This is a genomic window from Paenibacillus sp. MMS18-CY102 (genome assembly GCF_009789195.1).
Lineage (GTDB): Bacteria > Bacillota > Bacilli > Paenibacillales > Paenibacillaceae > Paenibacillus_T.
On the sequence record NZ_WSTC01000056.1, the window covers coordinates 1 to 17,388 of the forward strand.

Sequence of the window (17,388 nt, forward strand, 5' to 3'; positions counted from 1 at the left end):
GTGTGCGCGCTGGCGGCGCTCGGCGCCGCCGGGCTGCGCCGCCGCGGCGTAGCCGCAGCGCTGCGCGGCTATGCACGCGCAGCAGGCGCTGGCGCGCCAAGCGCGGCGCTTACGCGGGCGCGGTACGTTGCCGCGTCGGACGCGCTATGGCGGCGCGTCGAGCGCCGGTTAGGCGCGCGCGCAGCGGCGCAGAGCGCGCGTGCCTATGGCGCGAGCTTGCCGCTCGCGAGCGAAGCGCGGGCGGCGCTGGAGCGCTGCCTGCGCTGGGACGAAGCGGCGCGCTATGGCGGCGCCGATGCGTTCGATCCGCCACCCGCCGATGAGGTGGCGGAGGTGTTCCGAACGCTGCAGCGCGCACGCCGGCCAAGCGGTTCACCAGCTCGAAGCAACACGCTAGCACCAAACCAACAGCAATAGGGCATAAAAACCTGCCCTATCACCGCGCCATCGGCGCGCCCTACCCAGCGTCCATCTCAAAAAAAACAGGCCAACGGCTTAGCCGTTGGCCTGTTGCAATGCGAGATCTGCGAGTATTTTTTGCCGGCGCTCTTCCCGGTCTTTAGGTTTCAGACGCGGGCAAGTGTAGCAGTAATAGCCTTCTTCCGTGCGGTAGAACATACAGCAGGTTGGTTTCATTTTGTACGGCTCATCTGGGTTGTACGGGTTGTCGAGTAGTGTGTACTTATGCCTGTATGGGTTGCGCTTCATGCCAAAAGCATCCGCAGGCATATCTTCCTTGATGTAGCTATAGTCGTCCTCGAGACGTTTGCGCAACACCTCGTCCTGCTCTTGGGCGATCAAATGTTCATATGTGTATGTAATGCGAGGGAACGACCCCCACATTTGGACGAGCGGCGTGCCCGTGACACGGTGGAGCGACTCGATCATCGGACGAATTGTTTTGCTGTACAAGCGGGCAAACAGCTCGTTGCGCTGCTCAATCCGATGCTCCTCCTGTTGACGGATATCGACCGGAACGGCTTTGTCCACGCGGAAGCGCACCGTGTAATAGGAGTACTGGCCGTCAATGAATACGACCTCTGCGCTGAAGCGCTCCGGCGCAAAATCAATTGCCTGAGGATGTTTCGCCACCATATAATGCAGCGCTGCGCTGAACATAATAATGGAAGAGGTGAAGTACATCGCGCCTACAGATGGCTCCAGCCCTTTAATAAGCGAGTTGTATACGTCGATTAGCTGCTGCATAGGCGCATCCTCGAATAGGTCGATCAGCTTGAACGTTGCGATGGGCGACGGGTGAGGCTCGAAGCTCAAGCCGAATTGATGGTTCATCAGCTGGCGTTCTTCGGGTGTGAACAAAGCGTTCAGCTCCTTTATTTTAGGAAGAGAGCATTCGAAACAGGCTAACATTCAGCTTCAAGAACACGCTCTATCGCGATTGATATGTAGTGAGAAAAATTATCATTATCGTTGATATAGATGATAACGGTTCTCAATATTCATGTCAATACGAGAGAACCGCCTGCTTTCCTTGACTGGTTCGAAGGCGGTTATATATAATGACTACAATTGTCCAATCTCTATGATCTCAACAGCTTAGGCGTTGATATATTTTTTTGGCGAACATAACTAGGAGGATCTCATGAACAAACCGAACGAAATTATCGTTGTCTTGGACTTTGGCGGACAGTACAACCAGCTGATTGCGCGCCGTATTCGTGACTTGGGCGTTTACAGCGAGCTGCTGCCGTACAACACGACTGCAGAGCGTCTTCGCGAAATCAATCCGAAGGGCATCGTCTTCTCTGGCGGTCCGGCAAGCGTATACGAAGAAAACTCGCCGCTGGTTGATCCGGCTGTGTATGACCTGAATGTTCCGATTTTCGGCATTTGCTACGGCATGCAGCTGATGTCGCATCAGCTCGAAGGCAAAGTGCAACGTGCGGGCAAACGCGAATATGGCAAAGCAGAAGTTGATTTCGTATCGGAATTCGCACTGACGAGCGGCCTTGACGCGAAGCAAACGGTATGGATGAGCCACAGCGACTTGGTCGTTGAGCCGCCAGCCGGCTTCCAAGTAACGGGCAGCACGGAGCATGCGCCAATCGCCGCGATGAGCGATGCAACTCGCAACTTCCATGCGGTGCAATTTCATCCGGAAGTACGCCACTCGGAGTACGGCAACGAAATGATTCGCAACTTCCTTTATAATGTGTGCGGCTGCGAAGGCAACTGGAGCATGACTACGTTCATCGAAGATACGATCAAGGACATCCGCGAGCAGGTCGGAGACAAAAAAGTGCTCTGCGCGCTGTCCGGCGGTGTTGACTCCTCGGTAGTAGCGATGCTCATTCACAAAGCAATCGGCGATCAACTGACGTGTATGTTCATCGATCACGGCATGCTCCGTAAGGATGAGGCTGAGAGCGTTATGGAAACGTTCGTAGGCAAATTCGATATGAAAGTTATTAAAATCGATGCGAGCGAACGCTTCTTAGGCAAGCTGAAAGGCGTATCCGATCCGGAGCAAAAACGTAAAATCATCGGCAACGAGTTCATCTACGTGTTCGATGAAGAATCGGCTAAGCTGGGCGACTTCGCATTCTTGGCGCAAGGCACGCTTTACACTGATATCGTTGAGAGCGGCACTGCTACGGCGCAAACGATCAAGTCGCATCACAATGTTGGCGGCTTGCCAGAAGATATGAAATTCGAGCTCGTTGAACCGCTCAAAGCATTGTTCAAGGACGAGGTTCGCAAAGTAGGCTCCGAGTGCGGCCTTCCAGACGCTATCGTACAGCGTCAACCGTTCCCAGGCCCGGGTCTTGCGATTCGTGTACTGGGCGAAGTAACAGAGGACAAGCTGCATATCGTACGCGAATCCGATGCGATTTTGCGTGACGAGATCGCGAAGGCTGGCCTGGATCGCGAGATCTGGCAGTACTTCACAGCATTGCCGAACATGAAGAGCGTTGGCGTAATGGGCGACGCGCGTACGTATTCGTACACGGTCGGTATCCGCGCTGTAACGTCCATCGACGGCATGACGGCAGACTGGGCGCGCATCCCTTGGGACGTGCTGGAGAAAATCTCGGTTCGTATCGTTAACGAAGTTGAGAACGTGAACCGGATCGTTTACGACGTAACGTCGAAGCCACCGGCAACGATTGAGTGGGAATAGTCAAATAGAACGTAAAAAGCTTCGCAACCTACAACGGTTAGCGAAGCTTTTTTTGTTGAGAAAGAAAGGATAAGGCCATTAATGTTTTAATTATCACGTCTAATGAAAACACTCCATGCTACAAAGTGAAACAATAATAGATACAGAATGTCTATGGATACCCAGAAAAACCTCACAGGCCATCAGGGCCTACGAGGTTTTTTTCATTTTCAGCCCACTTTCAGTTGGGGTTAATGCCCAGTTCAGCTTGCATGGCTATAGTAATAGCAAGAGGGGAAGAGACCTTCCGATCTGACAATGATCCAGATATGGTTGCTTACGGTTGAGGACATTCGACGGCGAATAGAAAACTTATTGAGAGGCGGAATGAAGATGAGAAACAAGAGAGCGAAATTTATGGCAGTAAGTGCCCTTGCATTGGCATTGACTGTAAGTGCTGGCGCATGGTTAAGTGACGGCGTAGTAAACGCAGCTGCATCGGCGACGGGCTCCTCTAGTGTTAAGGCGAGCGCTTCCGATTCCACGAAGGATACGGCAACTGGAAATAAGGGCGGCAGAAAAGGCGGCGACCATAAAGGCTTCCATGCACCTTTCGCTAATGAAACGGTAGCCAAAGCGCTTGGCCTGACGGCGGACGAGCTGAAAACGGAACTGCAGGGCGGCAAGTCGCTTGCTGACATCGCGAAGGCGAAAAGCGTTGACGTAACTGTCGTTACGAAGGCAGTAGAAGCGGTGCTGAAAGAGAAGCTGGATGCACGGCTGGCGGACGGGAAACTGACGCAGGCGAAGTATGATGAACAGTCTGCGAAGCTGGCGGAGCATGCGACGGCAATCGTTAACGGCGAGAAGGGCGCTGGCTTCGCCGGCGAACGCGGTGGCAAAGGCGGGCATGGTGGCTTCCATGCACCTTTCGCTAATGAAACGGTAGCCAAAGCGCTTGGCCTAACGGCCGACGAGCTGAAAACGGAGCTGCAAGGCGGCAAGTCGCTTGCTGACATCGCTAAGGCGAAAAGCGTTGACGCAGCTGTCGTTACGAAGGCAGTAGAAGCGGTGCTGAAAGAGAAGCTGGACGCACGGCTGGCGAACGGGAAGCTGACGCAAGCGCAGTACGATGAGCAGGCTGCGAAGCTGGCGGAGCATGCAGCGGCGATTGTGAATGGCGAGAAGGGAGCTGGCTTTGGCGGAGGCGTCCATGGAGGCAAAGGCGGTCCGGGACACGGCAAGGGCAAAGCTGATTCGACAGCGGCCAGTGTAAGCTAAACTCGCCGATATGGACAAACGGGGACAGGCAGAGCGGAAAATTTCCCCTGCCTGTCTTTGTTTATGCTTTTGCATGAAATCGTAACTGGATTAGCCTTCATTCACTTCATGCCATTCTGCGGTTATTTCTGCCCCCAAGTGATTTTGATATAAAGCACGGCACTAACCATAATCGCGAGCGTAGCGTAAGCGGCAACTCGTGACCAGATCGGCGGGCGAGCAGCGGACGCAACAGCTTCATCGGTTGGCCTGAAGAAGAGATAAAGGCTTAAGAATAGTTTCATATTTTTCCAAATGACGCGAAGAAAGGTTTTCAATGGACACCTCCACGATGCTCGGGACACAGCAGTCCGCTTACCAATTACTGTAACGTCTTCCTGTTCATGATTCAAGAGCGTTAGCGGAAATAAATAGCCGTTGACAACCTACAGGGTCACTACTTAGAATAATAAAGGACAATTTTCGACAAACAAATAACGATATTTTCGTATAATCTCAAGAATTGGCTTGAGAGTCTCTACAAGATCACCGTAATGATCTGGCTACGAAAAGACAGGGATAATCTGCGCGCACCGGTCCTGCGTGTATGATTTTCCTGTTTTTGCGGAACCTAGGAGAGATGCGTGGCGTAAAGCCGCATTTTTCGTAGGTTTTTTGTTTGTTCCAACACATTTTTTGGGGAGGCTTATTACAAAAATGGATCGTTTCTTTCGTTTAAAGGAACAGGGAACAAATGTGCGGACAGAGATCATGGCGGGCTTGACGACTTTCATGACCATGGCGTATATTCTCGCGCTTAACCCGAATATCTTGTCTTCGACTGGGCTGGATTGGACCGCGGTGTTTCTCGCGACAGCGCTCGCAGGCGGCATTTTCACAATCGCGATGGGCTTGTTCGTAAACTTCCCAGTAGCGCTTGCGCCGGGCATGGGGCTTAACGCTTATTTTGCAACAACAGTACTGACCTCGAATGGCAAAATCTCGCCGGAAATCGCGCTAACCGCAGTATTTATCTCCGGTCTGATCTTCATCGTTCTGACGGTTACGAAGGTTCGCCAAATGCTGATCACGGCTGTGCCGGACAGCTTGAAGCATGCAATTACAGCCGGCATCGGCTTGTTTATTACAATTATCGGTTTGAAAAATAGCGGCCTGCTGACGGTTGCTGTTGAGAACACAGTAACGGAAGTGCCGAAAGGCATTTTCACAGATGTATTCGGCTTTGAGACGGTATTCCACATGGGCAGTCTGGAGAACAACGGCGTTGTCCTGACGATCATCGGCATTTTCTTGATTGCGATTCTGATGGTGCTGCGCGTGCCGGGCGCGATCCTGTGGGGCATTATCGGCACGACGATTATTGCGATTTTGATGGGTGAAGTGAACGTGTCTGACACGCTGTCGGGCAAAACATGGGCACCGGACTTTGGCGCGATGAACTTCTGGCACTTTGATTTTAACGGGGTGATGGAAGCTGGCCTCATTTCTGTCGTTCTGACGTTCACGTTCGTTGAATTGTTCGATACGTTCGGTACGCTGGTTGGTACGGCTAACCGTGCTGGCTTCATGAAGAATCCAGAAGAGGGCAAGAAGCGTGTTGGTAAAGCAATGCTCGTCGACGCAGTAGCAGTTGGCGGCGGCGCGGTGCTCGGCACGAGTACGGTAACGGCCTTCGTCGAAAGCTCCGCTGGCGTAGCACAAGGCGGCCGGACAGGCTTGACTTCGATTACGACGGGCGTATGTTTCTTGCTTGCGCTGTTCTTGTCGCCGCTGGTGGCACTCGTTCCAGGCTCGGCAACGGCAGCAGCGCTCGTCATCGTCGGCGTGCTGATGATGTCGTCGGTGAAGGAGATCGACTTCTCCGATATGGTGTATGCGATTCCTTCGTTCCTGACGCTGGCGCTTATGCCGTTCACGTACAACATCGCTAACGGCATCTCGTTCGGTATCGTATCGTACGTGCTGCTCGCGGCAATCGCGAACGTAGCGAAAAAAGGCGACCAAAACGGCGGCTACAAAATCCACGCGCTTATGTGGATTCTGGCCATTCTCGTTATCGTCCGTTATGTATATATCGGCAGCCAAGGCTAAGCTGGTTGCATGCTGGAATGACCAACACCCCTGCGCGGACCGGCGCGGGGGTGTTTTTGGTTTGGGCTGAAGGCCCGCGCGGAGCAAGTAACGCCAACAGCCGAAGCATCTTCGAACTCTAACGGACTCAGGAGCCCTTATTCATGCTTTATGAGGGCGATTGTGATTCTAACGGACTCAGGGGCCGTTATTGAGGAGAAATAGGCCTAAAACACAAGCAAAGTAGTGCAATAAGGACCGTGGAGTCCGTTAGAATTTGGAAACGTGAGTTTTGCCGCGAATAACGGATCTGGAGTCCGTTAGGGACCCGGAGCCAGAAATCTGAGTTGGTTTAAGAACAAAAGTAGGCCTGAGTATCTGCACCAGTTACGAGCAAGCCCCGCAAGAGTGCGATCATCTGCACTAACGAGCAAGCCCCGCAAAAAGTATGAGCACCCACATCAGCCCGATCGCCAGTTGGAGCAACCCACCAGTATCAAGTCCGATCGCCATCCGGAGTAAGCCTGTCAGTTACAAGCAAGATCACCAGCCTGAGGAGGGCCAACAGTAACAATTCTGCTCACCACCAACCGGCAGTCGGCTAGCGTGCTACAAGCCCCACTTCAACGTCATCGTCAAGTTACAGCAGGTGGACGCAGCGTCCGAGGGTTCGATTGTGAGTACGATGCCGCTCGGTGTGTATTTGGTTTGAATGCGGGAGTTGGTAGCTACCGTCCGAATCATGCGGTCGACTTCCTGTTGATGCCCGGCTTGGGCAGCAGCCATTAGTGGCGTTGCGAAGGAACGCTCGGATAGCCGGCTGATTAGCTTGGATGCATCTTGTACCATCGGCTGGAAGGTGCGTGCGGAACGCTCTAGCATTGCGGGGTCGACAGGCGGAAGTTCGCGGGCTAACATCGGCCGTCGGGGGAAGTTGCGTTGCGTCATAAATAGCCAAGCCTCCAAAGTGAAATTTATCCGTTCCCTATCCTATGTGCATGAAGCAAAAATGGTGCCTTTCATTTAGTTAATTATCTAACTAAATTGAGTAGAGTGTCTAACGGAAATTTGCCGAATATCCGTCGTTAAACTAGCGATTGACACCAACCATTTAGTTAGATATCATAATAAATATCTTAGAAAATGGAGGGGATTGTAAATGGAGGATGCGCTGTACAAACGCTCAAATCTTGCCCGCCTGCCCGAGCTGCAAAAGCTGGTGCCAGAAGCGGCCAAAACGTATTACCGGTTCATGGACCAGGCCTTCGAGCCCCGCGTGCTGTCCGTGCATACGAAAGAACTAATCGCTGTCGCCGTTGCGCATGTAACCGGATGCCCGTATTGCATTGACGTGCATGTCGGCAAATTCAAGGGACAGCAAGGGACCGCGCAGGAAATTGCAGAAGCGGTTCTTGCAGCAAGCGTCATTCAGGCAGAGACAGTTATGCTCCATGGGACGAATGCGTTGGCGGCTTTTCAAGGGGCGCGCGAGGATTCGTTGTATCCCCCAATGACAGCCGAAGCGATTGCCGGGCTGAGGGGATTGTCTCCCGAGACCTTTGAATCATTCGATCGTTTCACGGATCAGGCCTTGGCCGGTGGAGCAGTCGACGATAGAACGAAAGCACTTATCGCCGTTATTATCGCGCATGCCGTTGGCTGTGCTTACAGCATCGAGCAGCATACGCGCAGGTTTGCCGGGCTTGGGGGAACGCGTGAAGAGATAGCGGAAGGAGTAGTGGTTGGAGGGGCTGTTAATGCGGGCTACGTGCTCGTTCATGGCGTTCATGCGCTGGAAGCATTCGATAAAGTGACGGTCCAAACGCCGCCAAGCGCATCATTTTAGCTGAAAGCAAGATCAGCATGCTGTAATCCCGTTCCTCCTCGAAGCTCTGGGCTGCCTTGCCCTTTTCCCTGATCGGTTTCTGATGTACGATAAAAAGAAACGATTATGGCGAAAAGAGTGAGGCGGATGGACCAGCTGTTAGTATCCAAGCTCGGATTTTGGTTGAAACGCAATTACCGTAACGTATGCAATTTCCTTGATCATCGGCTTGAGAAGCTTGGCATTACGAATTCGCAGCTCGGCGTACTGATGATGTTATGGGAAGAACAAGGCGTTACGCAGAAGCAAATCGTCCGCGTACTCGGCATCCAACCGGCATCGACTACGTTTCTGCTGAAAGGCCTAGAGGAGAAAGGCTTGATTAGGCGGGAGACCGATAAGGTTGACACGCGCGTAAACCGAATCTACTTGACCGAAAGCGGAGAGGCGCTGCAGCCTGATGCGCTTGCGATTGTGGAGGAGGGCGAGCAGCGAATCCGGCAGCAATTTTCGGAAGAAGAGGTTGCGCTTATGCTGATGTGGATGAAGCGGATCGACCATAATTTTGAGCATTAATACGAGGAGGAACGATTCATGTTACTAGAAGAAGCAATCCGAAATCGCCGGAGCATCGGCAAAGTGAAGCCCGATCCGGTGGAGCGTGCGCTTATTGAGCAGTTGATTGAGGCGGCGACTTGGGCACCGAATCACCATGGCACGGAGCCTTGGAAGTTCATCGTAATGGCCGGTGATGGCAGGCAGACGCTTGGTGAAGCGTATGCTAGTATTGCTGCGGGGTCGTTGCAAGATATGGAAGGCAAAGCGCTAGAGGACCGATTGGACAAAGAACGTGCCAAAGCGCTGCGGGCACCCGTTGTCATCGCGGTTGTATGTACGCCTTCTGATAGCCCACGCGTCACGGCGATTGAGGAATTGGCTGCTGCCCATACTGCGGTTCAGAACTTGCTGCTCACCGCCCATGCTTTAGGGCTCGGGGCTGTATGGCGCAGTGGAGATCCGATGTATCATCCGCTTATGCACGATGCATTTGGGCTGAGCGAGAGCGAGAAGCTCGTAGCGCTCGTGTATATTGGTTACCCTGATCTAGTGCCTCCGGCAGGCAAACGCCAAGCGGCAGCGTCGAAGACGGTGTGGCTGGAAGGCTAACATTGGTTGATCAAACACATGTACAGAAGAAGCTGTTGGGGCCGACGCCCTAGCAGCTTTTTTGCGTGAAATGGAACGGGGCCAACTGTACCTTGAGTCATGGATGGCCATGCCATGTAACCCCTATACAATGTCGTTAAGGTGCATAAGATGCTCGAAAAACGTCACTTTTAGACCCTCATGCCTATGAATTTGGGTGAAGTTCCGAAAAATTGAGACCATTTACGAAATTCGAAGCCTGTTTCTGTACGCGCCTGACCTATACAATCAATATAGAAATTATTAAGCGCTTACAAATGAAATAAGCGAAAGCGGAGGTTAGCATGGTGAAAACCCCAATAAACAATGTTAGTCCGGCAAGCTCCGCAGTCGTCCAGGTTGGACGAGGGCGAAAGCTGGTGCGTAAGTTCGTTGCACAGCGCACACTGCAGATTATGGTGCTGCTCGGCGTCGCATGGATGGTCATCTTCAATTACATTCCGATGTACGGGATTATCATCGCATTTAAAAACTATGTCATCACACAATCCATTACGGAAGCGCCATGGGCGGGACTAGAGCACTTTAAAGCATTCTTTGAAGATGATGAGCTAGGCAATGTTATTCGCAACACGCTTGGCATTAGCTTGATCAAGCTGTTCGTCGGATTTCCGCTCCCGGTCTTGTTCGCACTATTCCTTAATGAAATTCGGTCAATTCGGTTCAAGAAAGCGGTTCAGACGATTTCTTACCTGCCCCACTTCTTGTCATGGGTTATCCTCGGCGGCATTATGGCGACTTGGCTGGCGGATGTCGGCATCGTCAACGATTTGTTAAAGGGGCTTCACCTGATTGATGAGCCAATTACTTATTTGGCAGAGCCGAAGTACTTCTGGTCCATCGTCATTGCATCGGATATTTGGAAGGAACTTGGTTGGTCGGCTATCATCTACTTGGCCGCAATTGCCAGCGTATCTCCTGACCTCTATGAGGCGGCGACGATTGACGGCGCGGGACGGCTGCAAAAAATGTGGTATGTCACGCTTCCTTCAATTAAAGGCACGATTTCGATTCTGTTCGTTCTTGCAGTAAGCGGCGTGCTCAACTCCAACTTCGACCAGATACTCGTTCTGCGCAACAGCTTGAATGAGAGCGCAAGTAACGTTATCGACATTTATGTGTATCAAATGGGTATCCAGCAAGGCCGTTATTCGTACTCGACGGCAATTGGATTGATCAAATCGGTTATTGCGCTCATTTTGCTGCTGCTTGCTAATGGCGTATCCAAAAAGCTGACAAAAACTTCGTTGTTCTAGAACGGCAAGAGATAATAGAGAAGGTGGATGGTTAACCGTGTGGAGACGAAACCGTATGACGGCCGGGGAGACAACGTTCGATGTGTTGAACGGATTGGGCATGCTGCTCATCTGCTTCGTAACGCTATATCCCATCTGGTACGTCCTTGTAAATGCATTTAACGAAGGCCAAGACGCGATGCGCGGCGGCATCTACTGGTGGCCGCGGGTGTTCAGCATCGAAAGCTTCGAGGCGGTGTTCAAGAACTCCGGCATCATGACAGCGATGGGCGTAACGGTTGCGAAGACGCTGATCGGTACAGTGGTGCACGTGCTGTTCACGGCGATGGTTGCTTATGCGCTATCTCGCAAGGAATTGATAGGACGGAAGTTCTATATGTACGTGGGAACGATCACGATGTTTTTCTCAGGCGGACTTATCCCGACCTTCCTGCTCATTCGGGATCTTCATATGCTAGATAGCTTCCTTGTCTACATCATTCCGGCAATGTTCAGCTTCTTCGACCTCATCATCTTCCTGGCGTTCTTCCGGGACATTCCGGATGCGCTTGATGAAGCGGCCCGCATTGACGGTGCTGGTGACTTATCGATCTTCGTTAAGATTGTACTGCCGGTATCGCTTCCGGTTCTTGCGACGATCGCCCTGTTCCACGGGGTGTACCAATGGAATGACTTCTTTACCGGCATCATCTACATCAACAACGTAGACCTGCAGCCGATTCAGACGTACTTATTCCGGGTTGTAGCCCAATCCAGCTCGAGCCAGATGATTGCATCGATGCCAGGCGGCATTGGCAAGAGCGTAACATCGCAATCCGTTAAGCTTGCAACGATGGTCGTTACCACGCTGCCAATCGTAGTGGCGTATCCTTTCCTCCAGAAGTATTTTGTGAAGGGACTTATGATTGGCGCAGTTAAGGGCTAAGCCAAGGCCATCTTGGGGCGGTCTTTAGCACAATGGTTGAAACTCGTCATGCTCAGGCAGGGAATTGTTGACTTGTATCTGGCGCGACTTGTTCATACAATAAAAAGAAGAAGTGGGGTAGATGGAATGGTCAAAACACGGAAGTGGACTAGCATCGCAATCGTTGGCGCACTCGTAGCACTGACCCTCTCGGGCTGTTCGGGCGGCGATAAAAAAGACGATCCAGCTAAGGACACGAAAGCACCAACTACAGCAGCAACAGAAACGGCGAAAGTAAACCCGGATGAGCCAGGCTGGAAATTAGACACATCCCCAATCACATTTGATTGGTACTTGAACTTCTCTTGGTTCCCAAATAAATGGGGCGTTGACAAAACGTCGCAATACATCACGAAGAAAACAGGCGTTAACGTTAACTTCATCGTGCCAGCAGGCAACGAGAACGAGAAGCTGAACACGATGATCGCGTCCGGCGAAATGCCAGACTTCATCACGCTCGGCTGGTATGAAGACGGCGTGAAGCAAATGATCGAAGGTGGACTCGTAGAGCCGCTGAACAAGCTGGCTGAAGAGTACGATCCGTACTTCATGAAAGTAGCTGACCCGGCTAAACTGGCTTGGTACACACAACCTGACGGCAATGTATACGGCTATCCGAATGCCTCCTCGTCGCCGAAAGACTTCGAGAAATACCAACGCGATTACACGTCGAACCAAACATTCGTCGTTCGCAAAGATATGTATGAAGCAATCGGCAGCCCTGACATGCGTACGCCAGAAGGCTTCCTGAATGCACTGAAGCTGGCGAAAGAGAAGTTCCCAGAAGTGAACGGCCAACCGATGATTCCACTCGGCTTGCATGAGTTCACGGACACGGGCAATGCTTCCCTCCAGGACTACCTGCAAAACTTCTTGGCAGTTCCATGGGAAAAAGACGGCAAAATCTATGACCGCGCGACGGATCCAGAATATGTATCGTGGCTCAAAACGCTCCGCCAAGCTTCGCAAGACGGATTGCTGGCGAAAGATATCTTTGTAGACAAACGTCCACAAATGGAAGAAAAAATCGCACAAGGCCGTTACTTCGCAATGCTGTACCAACGTACAGACTTTGCTGCCCAACAAAACGCATTGTTCGCGAAAGACCCTAACTCGATTTACGTTGCTGTAGATGGACCGGCTAACAGCAAGCTGGAAGCTCCTACGCTGACAGGCCCTGGCATCTCCGGTTGGACGGTAACGCTGATCTCCAAGAAAGTAAAAGACAAAGCAAGAGCAATTCGCTTCCTGAGCTACCTGGTCAGTGAAGAAGGCAACAAAGACCTGTTCCTCGGTGAAAAAGGCGTGTCCTACGACACGATCGACGGCAAAGACACATTCAAGCCGGAAGTTAAGAAGTTGCTCGATACTGACCGCTCCGCGTTTGACAAAGAATACGGTTCTTCCTTCACATTCTGGATGCTGATGGATACGAACATTCAAATGCAATGGCTGACGCCACCTGTAGAGCCTTTCAAATCGCTTGAAGAGTGGACGAAAGGCAAAACGAAGAGCTTCTCGCAATATGAGCAAATCAATCCGACAGGCAACTCCGAAGAAGGCATTATTCAAAATAAAGTAACGCACCTGTTCGGTAAAGCACTGCCTAAGATGTTGCTCGCAGGTTCGGATGAAGAGTTCGACAAAATCTTCAACGACTACCTGAAAAAACGTGACGAAGCTGGCTTTGCTAAAGTGCAAGCATACCAACAGTCGATTTTCGAATCGAATGTTAAGAAGCTCGCTGAGTTCATTAAGTAAGCTTTCAGCTTACAACCCTCGCATCATCTCATATCGAAAATTCGAAAAACCCGATTCCGTCGGGTTTTTCGAGTTATAATAAAACAAAAAAAGTTGCTAGTATGCTGAGCTGGAAGGAGCAGAAATGAAAATGGGGATGCGAGCACGATTAAACCAAACGCTGCAGCGGGTGAGGTTTCGCATGGAACAAATGTCTTTGCAGCGCCGCCTGTTCGCCGCCTACATACTCATTTTGTTCATTCCGGGCATTATCGTATCGGTGTATATGTTTAACCAGCTTGCAGACAACGACCTGCAGGATGAGGAAATTAAGCTCAGAGGCGCACTGAACATCGAAGCGATCAATGTCCAGAACAATATCGAAACGATGGAGCGCGCAGCGCAGCTATCCATTTCCGATAAGGATGTGCTCTATTACCTCCAGCGTACAGGCGAAGCTAATGCAAGCGAGCTCATCGAGCTCAAAGATAATGCGATCTCGAATATTATTCGGCTGCAATTCAACAACCCCAATTTGGCGCATATTCGGCTCTATAGCGATGGCCAGAATGTGACCGAGCTGTGGCCCGTTATTTTGAAGGAACATCGCGTTTGGAAAGAAAAATGGTACGATCGGGTCAACCAAATGAATGGCAAAGAGCTGTGGTCATTCGAGCGAACGGATAAGGAGCCGCTCCAATGGACGGAATCGACGGGCGTGGTGAGTGAGCCGAAAATCGCGTTGCTGCGTGAAATTGAATATCCAACGGGCAAGCATGTGGGCATTATGGAAATCGACATGCTGATGCAAAACTTTTTCCCGAATGTCTTTAACAATCAAGATCCGGGCCAATCGCGCATGGTTGTGCTCGATAATGAAGGCCAACTGTTTCATGGGAAGGATTCGCTTCCGAAGGAGATGGCTGTCGGCGAATTGCAATCGCAGCTCGCTCAGCGCCTGCCGGCGGGCGGGCTAGCGCCAGAACTGGATAAGGATAATGTTGAATCTGCCAGCATTCGGTTTGCCGTAAATGGCCGCGATTATCTTGCTGCCTATCAATATGTAGAGAAGATTGACGGATACCTGGTTAATTTATCGCCGCTTGAGGCGATCTTTAAAGATGTTAAGCGCACGAGGAACCAAATCATTGCAGCTTTTATTATTTTGTTCGCGGCTGTATCCGTGGCGACGTATTTTTTGAACGGCATTATTTTGAAAAAGCTTCATCAATTGACGGAATCGATGAAACGCGTGCGGCAAGGGGACTTCCACATTGATCTGACGATCAGGGGAGGCGGGGAGGTCGGCGAGCTGGCGCATCACTTCCGCAAAATGGTCAAAAAAATTAATGAGCTCATTGCTGATGCGGTTATGAAGCAAGCGGCAACACAAGAAGCAGAGCTTCGGACGCTTAAAAATCAGATTGATTCTCATTTTTTATACAATACGCTTGAGAATATTAAAATGATGGCTGAGATTGAGGACCAGCGGGACATATCGGACGCGCTCACGTCATTAGGCGGCTTGATGCGTTATAGCTTGCGATGGACGAGCGATTATGTCAGCCTGCGGGAAGAAATCAATCATATCAACAACTATATTGCGATAATGAATATTCGGTACGAGGAACGAATGGGGCTAACGACCGATATCGATTCGGTTTGGCTAAGGCATGAAGTGCTCAAGATGTCGCTGCAGCCTATTGTCGAGAATTCGATTAAACACGGCTCCCAGTTTCCAAGAGGGGCGATGCGCCAGTTAGTCATTGCGATTACGGTCGTAGCGCTGGAAGATAGCCTCGAAATTGTCGTTGAGGATAATGGCATCGGCATGCGGGAGGAGCAACTGGAGGGGCTGAATTGGAAGCTCAGCGGTAGCATGAACGGAATGAGAGCAGCCAATGGCAGCGATGGATTGGAGCATGGCAAAGGTGGAGGCAAACAGCCTGTCGGGCCGGTTGTCACAGCTGCGGGGAGCCTAGCCGCAGGCGTAGCGACGGGGGATGCTGGAGGAATCGGCTTGCTGAATGTCCAACAACGCATTTGGCTCCATTATGGCAAGGGCTATGGATTAAGGGTGGAAAGCGAGGAGGGGGCGTTCACGCGCGTCGTTATGACCATTCCTCTCTCTGAACGCAATGCTTAGCATATCGGGAATACGAACATGCTGCATACAAGATGGCAAGGTCGACATGGAGGCGAAGCGTGGATGCGAAAATTGTTAATTGTAGATGACGAGCGTAATATTCGCCTTGGTTTGAAGGCAATGCTGGAGCGGCAATTCCCAGACCGGTATGAATTGTTGTTCGCAGCGGATGGTGCTGAAGCGCTAGAGTTACTTGCGTCATCAACAATCGATATTATGATTACGGACATACGAATGCCTGGCGTGGATGGGCTGGAGTTGATTCGGAGAACGGCTAAGCTGGAAGGGCGTCCCGAGACGATTATTTTGAGCGGGTTCGACGACTTTCATTATGCCAAGGAAGCGATCCGATATGGCGTTAATGAATATATGCTGAAGCCAATCGTGCGGGAAGAGCTGTTCCAAGCGGTCGAACGTGCAGAGCAAGAGCGAGTGTCGAAGGAGCGTGTCGATGGGCAGCTTCATGCGGTAGAACGGTTAAGTGCAGCGCTTCGTTCCGCCCAGCTTGGTTATCTTCTCATGTCGGCTGATTTGGCAGAGGAAGAGATTGAGCTTAAATGCCGTGAGAATGGGCTTTCTGTCTTCGAGAATGGGTTTACGGTTGCTGTGTTGCGTGTAGCGGAGGATGGTTTTACGTGGCATGGGCTGGAGCAGGCTTTATCAGAGCGAATTCGTGATGGAGGCGCATGCGGCGTCGTTGATAAAGACGGGCACTTCGCGCTCTTGCTCAAGCATGAGGAGCAAATCACCCGCATTATGCAGGAATGGTCAGGCAAACCAGGCGGGAAAGAGCTATCCGTCGGCGTAAGCACGCATATGGAGCGATTGGGCTTATTGCCTGTTGCTTATGCAGAAGCGAAGCACGCGCTTAAGCATCGGCTGCTTCAAGCACAGCCTGGCATCATTCGATATGAGGATGCTGAGCGGCTGGAGCATGTATTTGAGGCGCCTGTGGAAACCGTTCGCAAGCTGGCAAATATGCTGGGAACGGGACGGGAAGCGGAGATGAAGCAGCTGCTTGAGGAGCTGTTTGACCGCAAACGGGTATCTCGGTTCGATATCGGTTATGTCGAGAGTGTGAGTCGATTGCTGAATGAGCGCGTGTTCGACGAGGCGTTTCGGCAGTACGGGGAAGAGTCGGTCGAGATCATCCGAATGTATAAACGGGCAGGCGATCCATTCCGGTTCGAGACGGTAGCCGATTATGCGCGTGCTGTTGATACTTTCGTGTTTAAACTCGACGACTATATTCGCAATGTGAAGTCCGCACATTTGGCGCACAAGGAAATGCGCAAGGCCGTTGAATATATTGAAGCGCATTATGCAGACGATTTGAATATGGCGATGGTATCGAACCATGTATCGCTAAACTATTCGTACTTTAGCGAGACCTTTAAGGCATATACGGGCGAAAGTTTCGTTGTTTATTTGAAAAAACTGCGGATCGCCAAAGCGAAGGAGCTGCTGCAGGCGACGGGCGCCAAAGTATACGAAATCGGCGAGCAGGTAGGCTTCGAGAATGTGAAGCAGTTTAACCGCGTATTCCGCGAGCTGGAAGGAATCAGCGCGACGGAGTATCGGCGCAAATTTGGGCTGGAGGAATAGGGCAGAGTGGATCCGTGCAGGAAGGGCAGTGAAATAGGGCAGAGGAATCTGCCCTCAGATTGTAGAGAAACCCACGTTTTTTCAAAACGCTGGGTTTCTCTTTGTTTTATCGGAGCTGTATTTAAAGGAAAAAAAGTATGGTTTAACGCTTTACGCCCTCCGTTCCAGGTGGAG

15 protein-coding genes and 1 riboswitch are annotated in these 17,388 nt (G+C 51.4%); of the genes, 12 read left to right on the forward strand and 3 right to left on the reverse strand.

The window, feature by feature from the left end:
• Window positions 1–417: hypothetical protein (locus tag GON22_RS24695; protein ID WP_160398742.1), on the forward strand; the 417-nt coding region annotated here is incomplete at its 5' end.
• Between the two features lie 78 nt (window positions 418–495).
• Here the strand turns inward: GON22_RS24695 and GON22_RS24700 are convergent.
• A complete protein-coding gene (locus tag GON22_RS24700) occupies window positions 496–1,320 on the reverse strand; it encodes a (2Fe-2S)-binding protein (RefSeq protein ID WP_160398743.1) in 825 nt (274 codons plus the stop codon).
• A gap of 283 nt (window positions 1,321–1,603) precedes the next feature.
• Between GON22_RS24700 and guaA the strand changes: the two genes are divergently transcribed.
• Together guaA and GON22_RS24710 are read left to right on the forward strand one after the other, a co-directional pair.
• Window positions 1,604–3,142 carry a glutamine-hydrolyzing GMP synthase gene (gene guaA / locus GON22_RS24705; protein ID WP_160398744.1) on the forward strand — a complete coding sequence of 513 codons (1,539 nt, stop codon included), beginning with the start codon at window positions 1,604–1,606 and terminating at the stop codon, window positions 3,140–3,142.
• Between the two features lie 372 nt (window positions 3,143–3,514).
• On the forward strand, window positions 3,515–4,402 hold the full coding sequence (locus GON22_RS24710) for a hypothetical protein (protein WP_160398745.1): 888 nt from the start codon (window positions 3,515–3,517) through the stop codon (window positions 4,400–4,402).
• Window positions 4,403–4,524: 122 nt separating this feature from the next.
• On the opposite strand, the gene GON22_RS24715 is transcribed toward GON22_RS24710, so the two are convergent.
• Window positions 4,525–4,719, reverse strand: coding sequence for a hypothetical protein (locus tag GON22_RS24715; RefSeq protein ID WP_160398746.1), 195 nt, complete (start codon window positions 4,717–4,719; stop codon window positions 4,525–4,527).
• Window positions 4,720–4,867: 148 nt separating this feature from the next.
• Window positions 4,868–4,967: riboswitch (purine riboswitch) on the forward strand.
• Between the two features lie 131 nt (window positions 4,968–5,098).
• On the opposite strand from GON22_RS24715, the gene GON22_RS24720 reads away from it, so the two are divergent.
• A complete protein-coding gene (locus GON22_RS24720; protein ID WP_160398747.1) occupies window positions 5,099–6,493 on the forward strand; it encodes an NCS2 family permease in 1,395 nt (464 codons plus the stop codon).
• Between the two features lie 588 nt (window positions 6,494–7,081).
• Here the strand turns inward: GON22_RS24720 and GON22_RS24725 are convergent.
• Window positions 7,082–7,420 carry an ankyrin repeat domain-containing protein gene (locus GON22_RS24725; RefSeq protein WP_160398748.1) on the reverse strand — a complete coding sequence of 113 codons (339 nt, stop codon included), beginning with the start codon at window positions 7,418–7,420 and terminating at the stop codon, window positions 7,082–7,084.
• A gap of 211 nt (window positions 7,421–7,631) precedes the next feature.
• Between GON22_RS24725 and GON22_RS24730 the strand changes: the two genes are divergently transcribed.
• The 8 genes from GON22_RS24730 to GON22_RS24765 all read left to right on the forward strand — a co-directional run bounded on the left by GON22_RS24730 (window position 7,632) and on the right by GON22_RS24765 (window position 17,214).
• Window positions 7,632–8,318, forward strand: a complete 687-nt coding sequence (locus tag GON22_RS24730; protein WP_160398749.1) for a carboxymuconolactone decarboxylase family protein — start codon at window positions 7,632–7,634, stop codon at window positions 8,316–8,318.
• Window positions 8,319–8,423: 105 nt separating this feature from the next.
• Window positions 8,424–8,873: a MarR family winged helix-turn-helix transcriptional regulator gene (locus tag GON22_RS24735; protein ID WP_160398750.1), complete on the forward strand. Its 450-nt coding sequence runs from the start codon at window positions 8,424–8,426 to the stop codon at window positions 8,871–8,873.
• Between the two features lie 18 nt (window positions 8,874–8,891).
• Window positions 8,892–9,464 (forward strand): nitroreductase family protein, encoded by a 573-nt coding sequence (locus GON22_RS24740; RefSeq protein WP_160398751.1) that lies wholly within the window; start codon window positions 8,892–8,894, stop codon window positions 9,462–9,464.
• A 323-nt stretch (window positions 9,465–9,787) separates the two neighbouring features.
• A complete protein-coding gene (locus GON22_RS24745; RefSeq protein WP_160398752.1) occupies window positions 9,788–10,759 on the forward strand; it encodes an ABC transporter permease in 972 nt (323 codons plus the stop codon).
• A 55-nt stretch (window positions 10,760–10,814) separates the two neighbouring features.
• A complete protein-coding gene (locus GON22_RS24750) occupies window positions 10,815–11,684 on the forward strand; it encodes a carbohydrate ABC transporter permease (protein ID WP_160398753.1) in 870 nt (289 codons plus the stop codon).
• Window positions 11,685–11,810: 126 nt separating this feature from the next.
• Window positions 11,811–13,484, forward strand: coding sequence for an extracellular solute-binding protein (locus tag GON22_RS24755; protein ID WP_160398754.1), 1,674 nt, complete (start codon window positions 11,811–11,813; stop codon window positions 13,482–13,484).
• 130 nt (window positions 13,485–13,614) lie between these two features.
• The gene (locus GON22_RS24760; protein WP_160398755.1) at window positions 13,615–15,609 is read left to right on the forward strand and encodes a cache domain-containing sensor histidine kinase; all 1,995 of its coding nucleotides are present in this window, start codon (window positions 13,615–13,617) and stop codon (window positions 15,607–15,609) included.
• A gap of 63 nt (window positions 15,610–15,672) precedes the next feature.
• Entirely contained in the window at window positions 15,673–17,214 is a 1,542-nt protein-coding gene (locus GON22_RS24765) for a response regulator (RefSeq protein ID WP_160398756.1), read from the forward strand.
• Window positions 17,215–17,388: the final 174 nt, after the last annotated feature.

Bases quoted from the DNA above. Each gene is read 5' to 3' on its own strand.
- guaA (WP_160398744.1), top strand. From the start codon at position 1,604: ATGAACAAACCGAACGAAATTATCGTTGTCTTGGACTTTGGCGGACAG.
- GON22_RS24710 (WP_160398745.1), top strand. From the start codon at position 3,515: ATGAGAAACAAGAGAGCGAAATTTATGGCAGTAAGTGCCCTTGCATTG.
- GON22_RS24720 (WP_160398747.1), top strand. From the start codon at position 5,099: ATGGATCGTTTCTTTCGTTTAAAGGAACAGGGAACAAATGTGCGGACA.
- GON22_RS24725 (WP_160398748.1), bottom strand. From the start codon at position 7,420: ATGACGCAACGCAACTTCCCCCGACGGCCGATGTTAGCCCGCGAACTT.
- GON22_RS24730 (WP_160398749.1), top strand. From the start codon at position 7,632: ATGGAGGATGCGCTGTACAAACGCTCAAATCTTGCCCGCCTGCCCGAG.
- GON22_RS24735 (WP_160398750.1), top strand. From the start codon at position 8,424: ATGGCGAAAAGAGTGAGGCGGATGGACCAGCTGTTAGTATCCAAGCTC.
- GON22_RS24740 (WP_160398751.1), top strand. From the start codon at position 8,892: ATGTTACTAGAAGAAGCAATCCGAAATCGCCGGAGCATCGGCAAAGTG.
- GON22_RS24745 (WP_160398752.1), top strand. From the start codon at position 9,788: ATGGTGAAAACCCCAATAAACAATGTTAGTCCGGCAAGCTCCGCAGTC.
- GON22_RS24750 (WP_160398753.1), top strand. From the start codon at position 10,815: ATGACGGCCGGGGAGACAACGTTCGATGTGTTGAACGGATTGGGCATG.
- GON22_RS24755 (WP_160398754.1), top strand. From the start codon at position 11,811: ATGGTCAAAACACGGAAGTGGACTAGCATCGCAATCGTTGGCGCACTC.
- GON22_RS24760 (WP_160398755.1), top strand. From the start codon at position 13,615: ATGGGGATGCGAGCACGATTAAACCAAACGCTGCAGCGGGTGAGGTTT.
- GON22_RS24765 (WP_160398756.1), top strand. From the start codon at position 15,673: ATGCGAAAATTGTTAATTGTAGATGACGAGCGTAATATTCGCCTTGGT.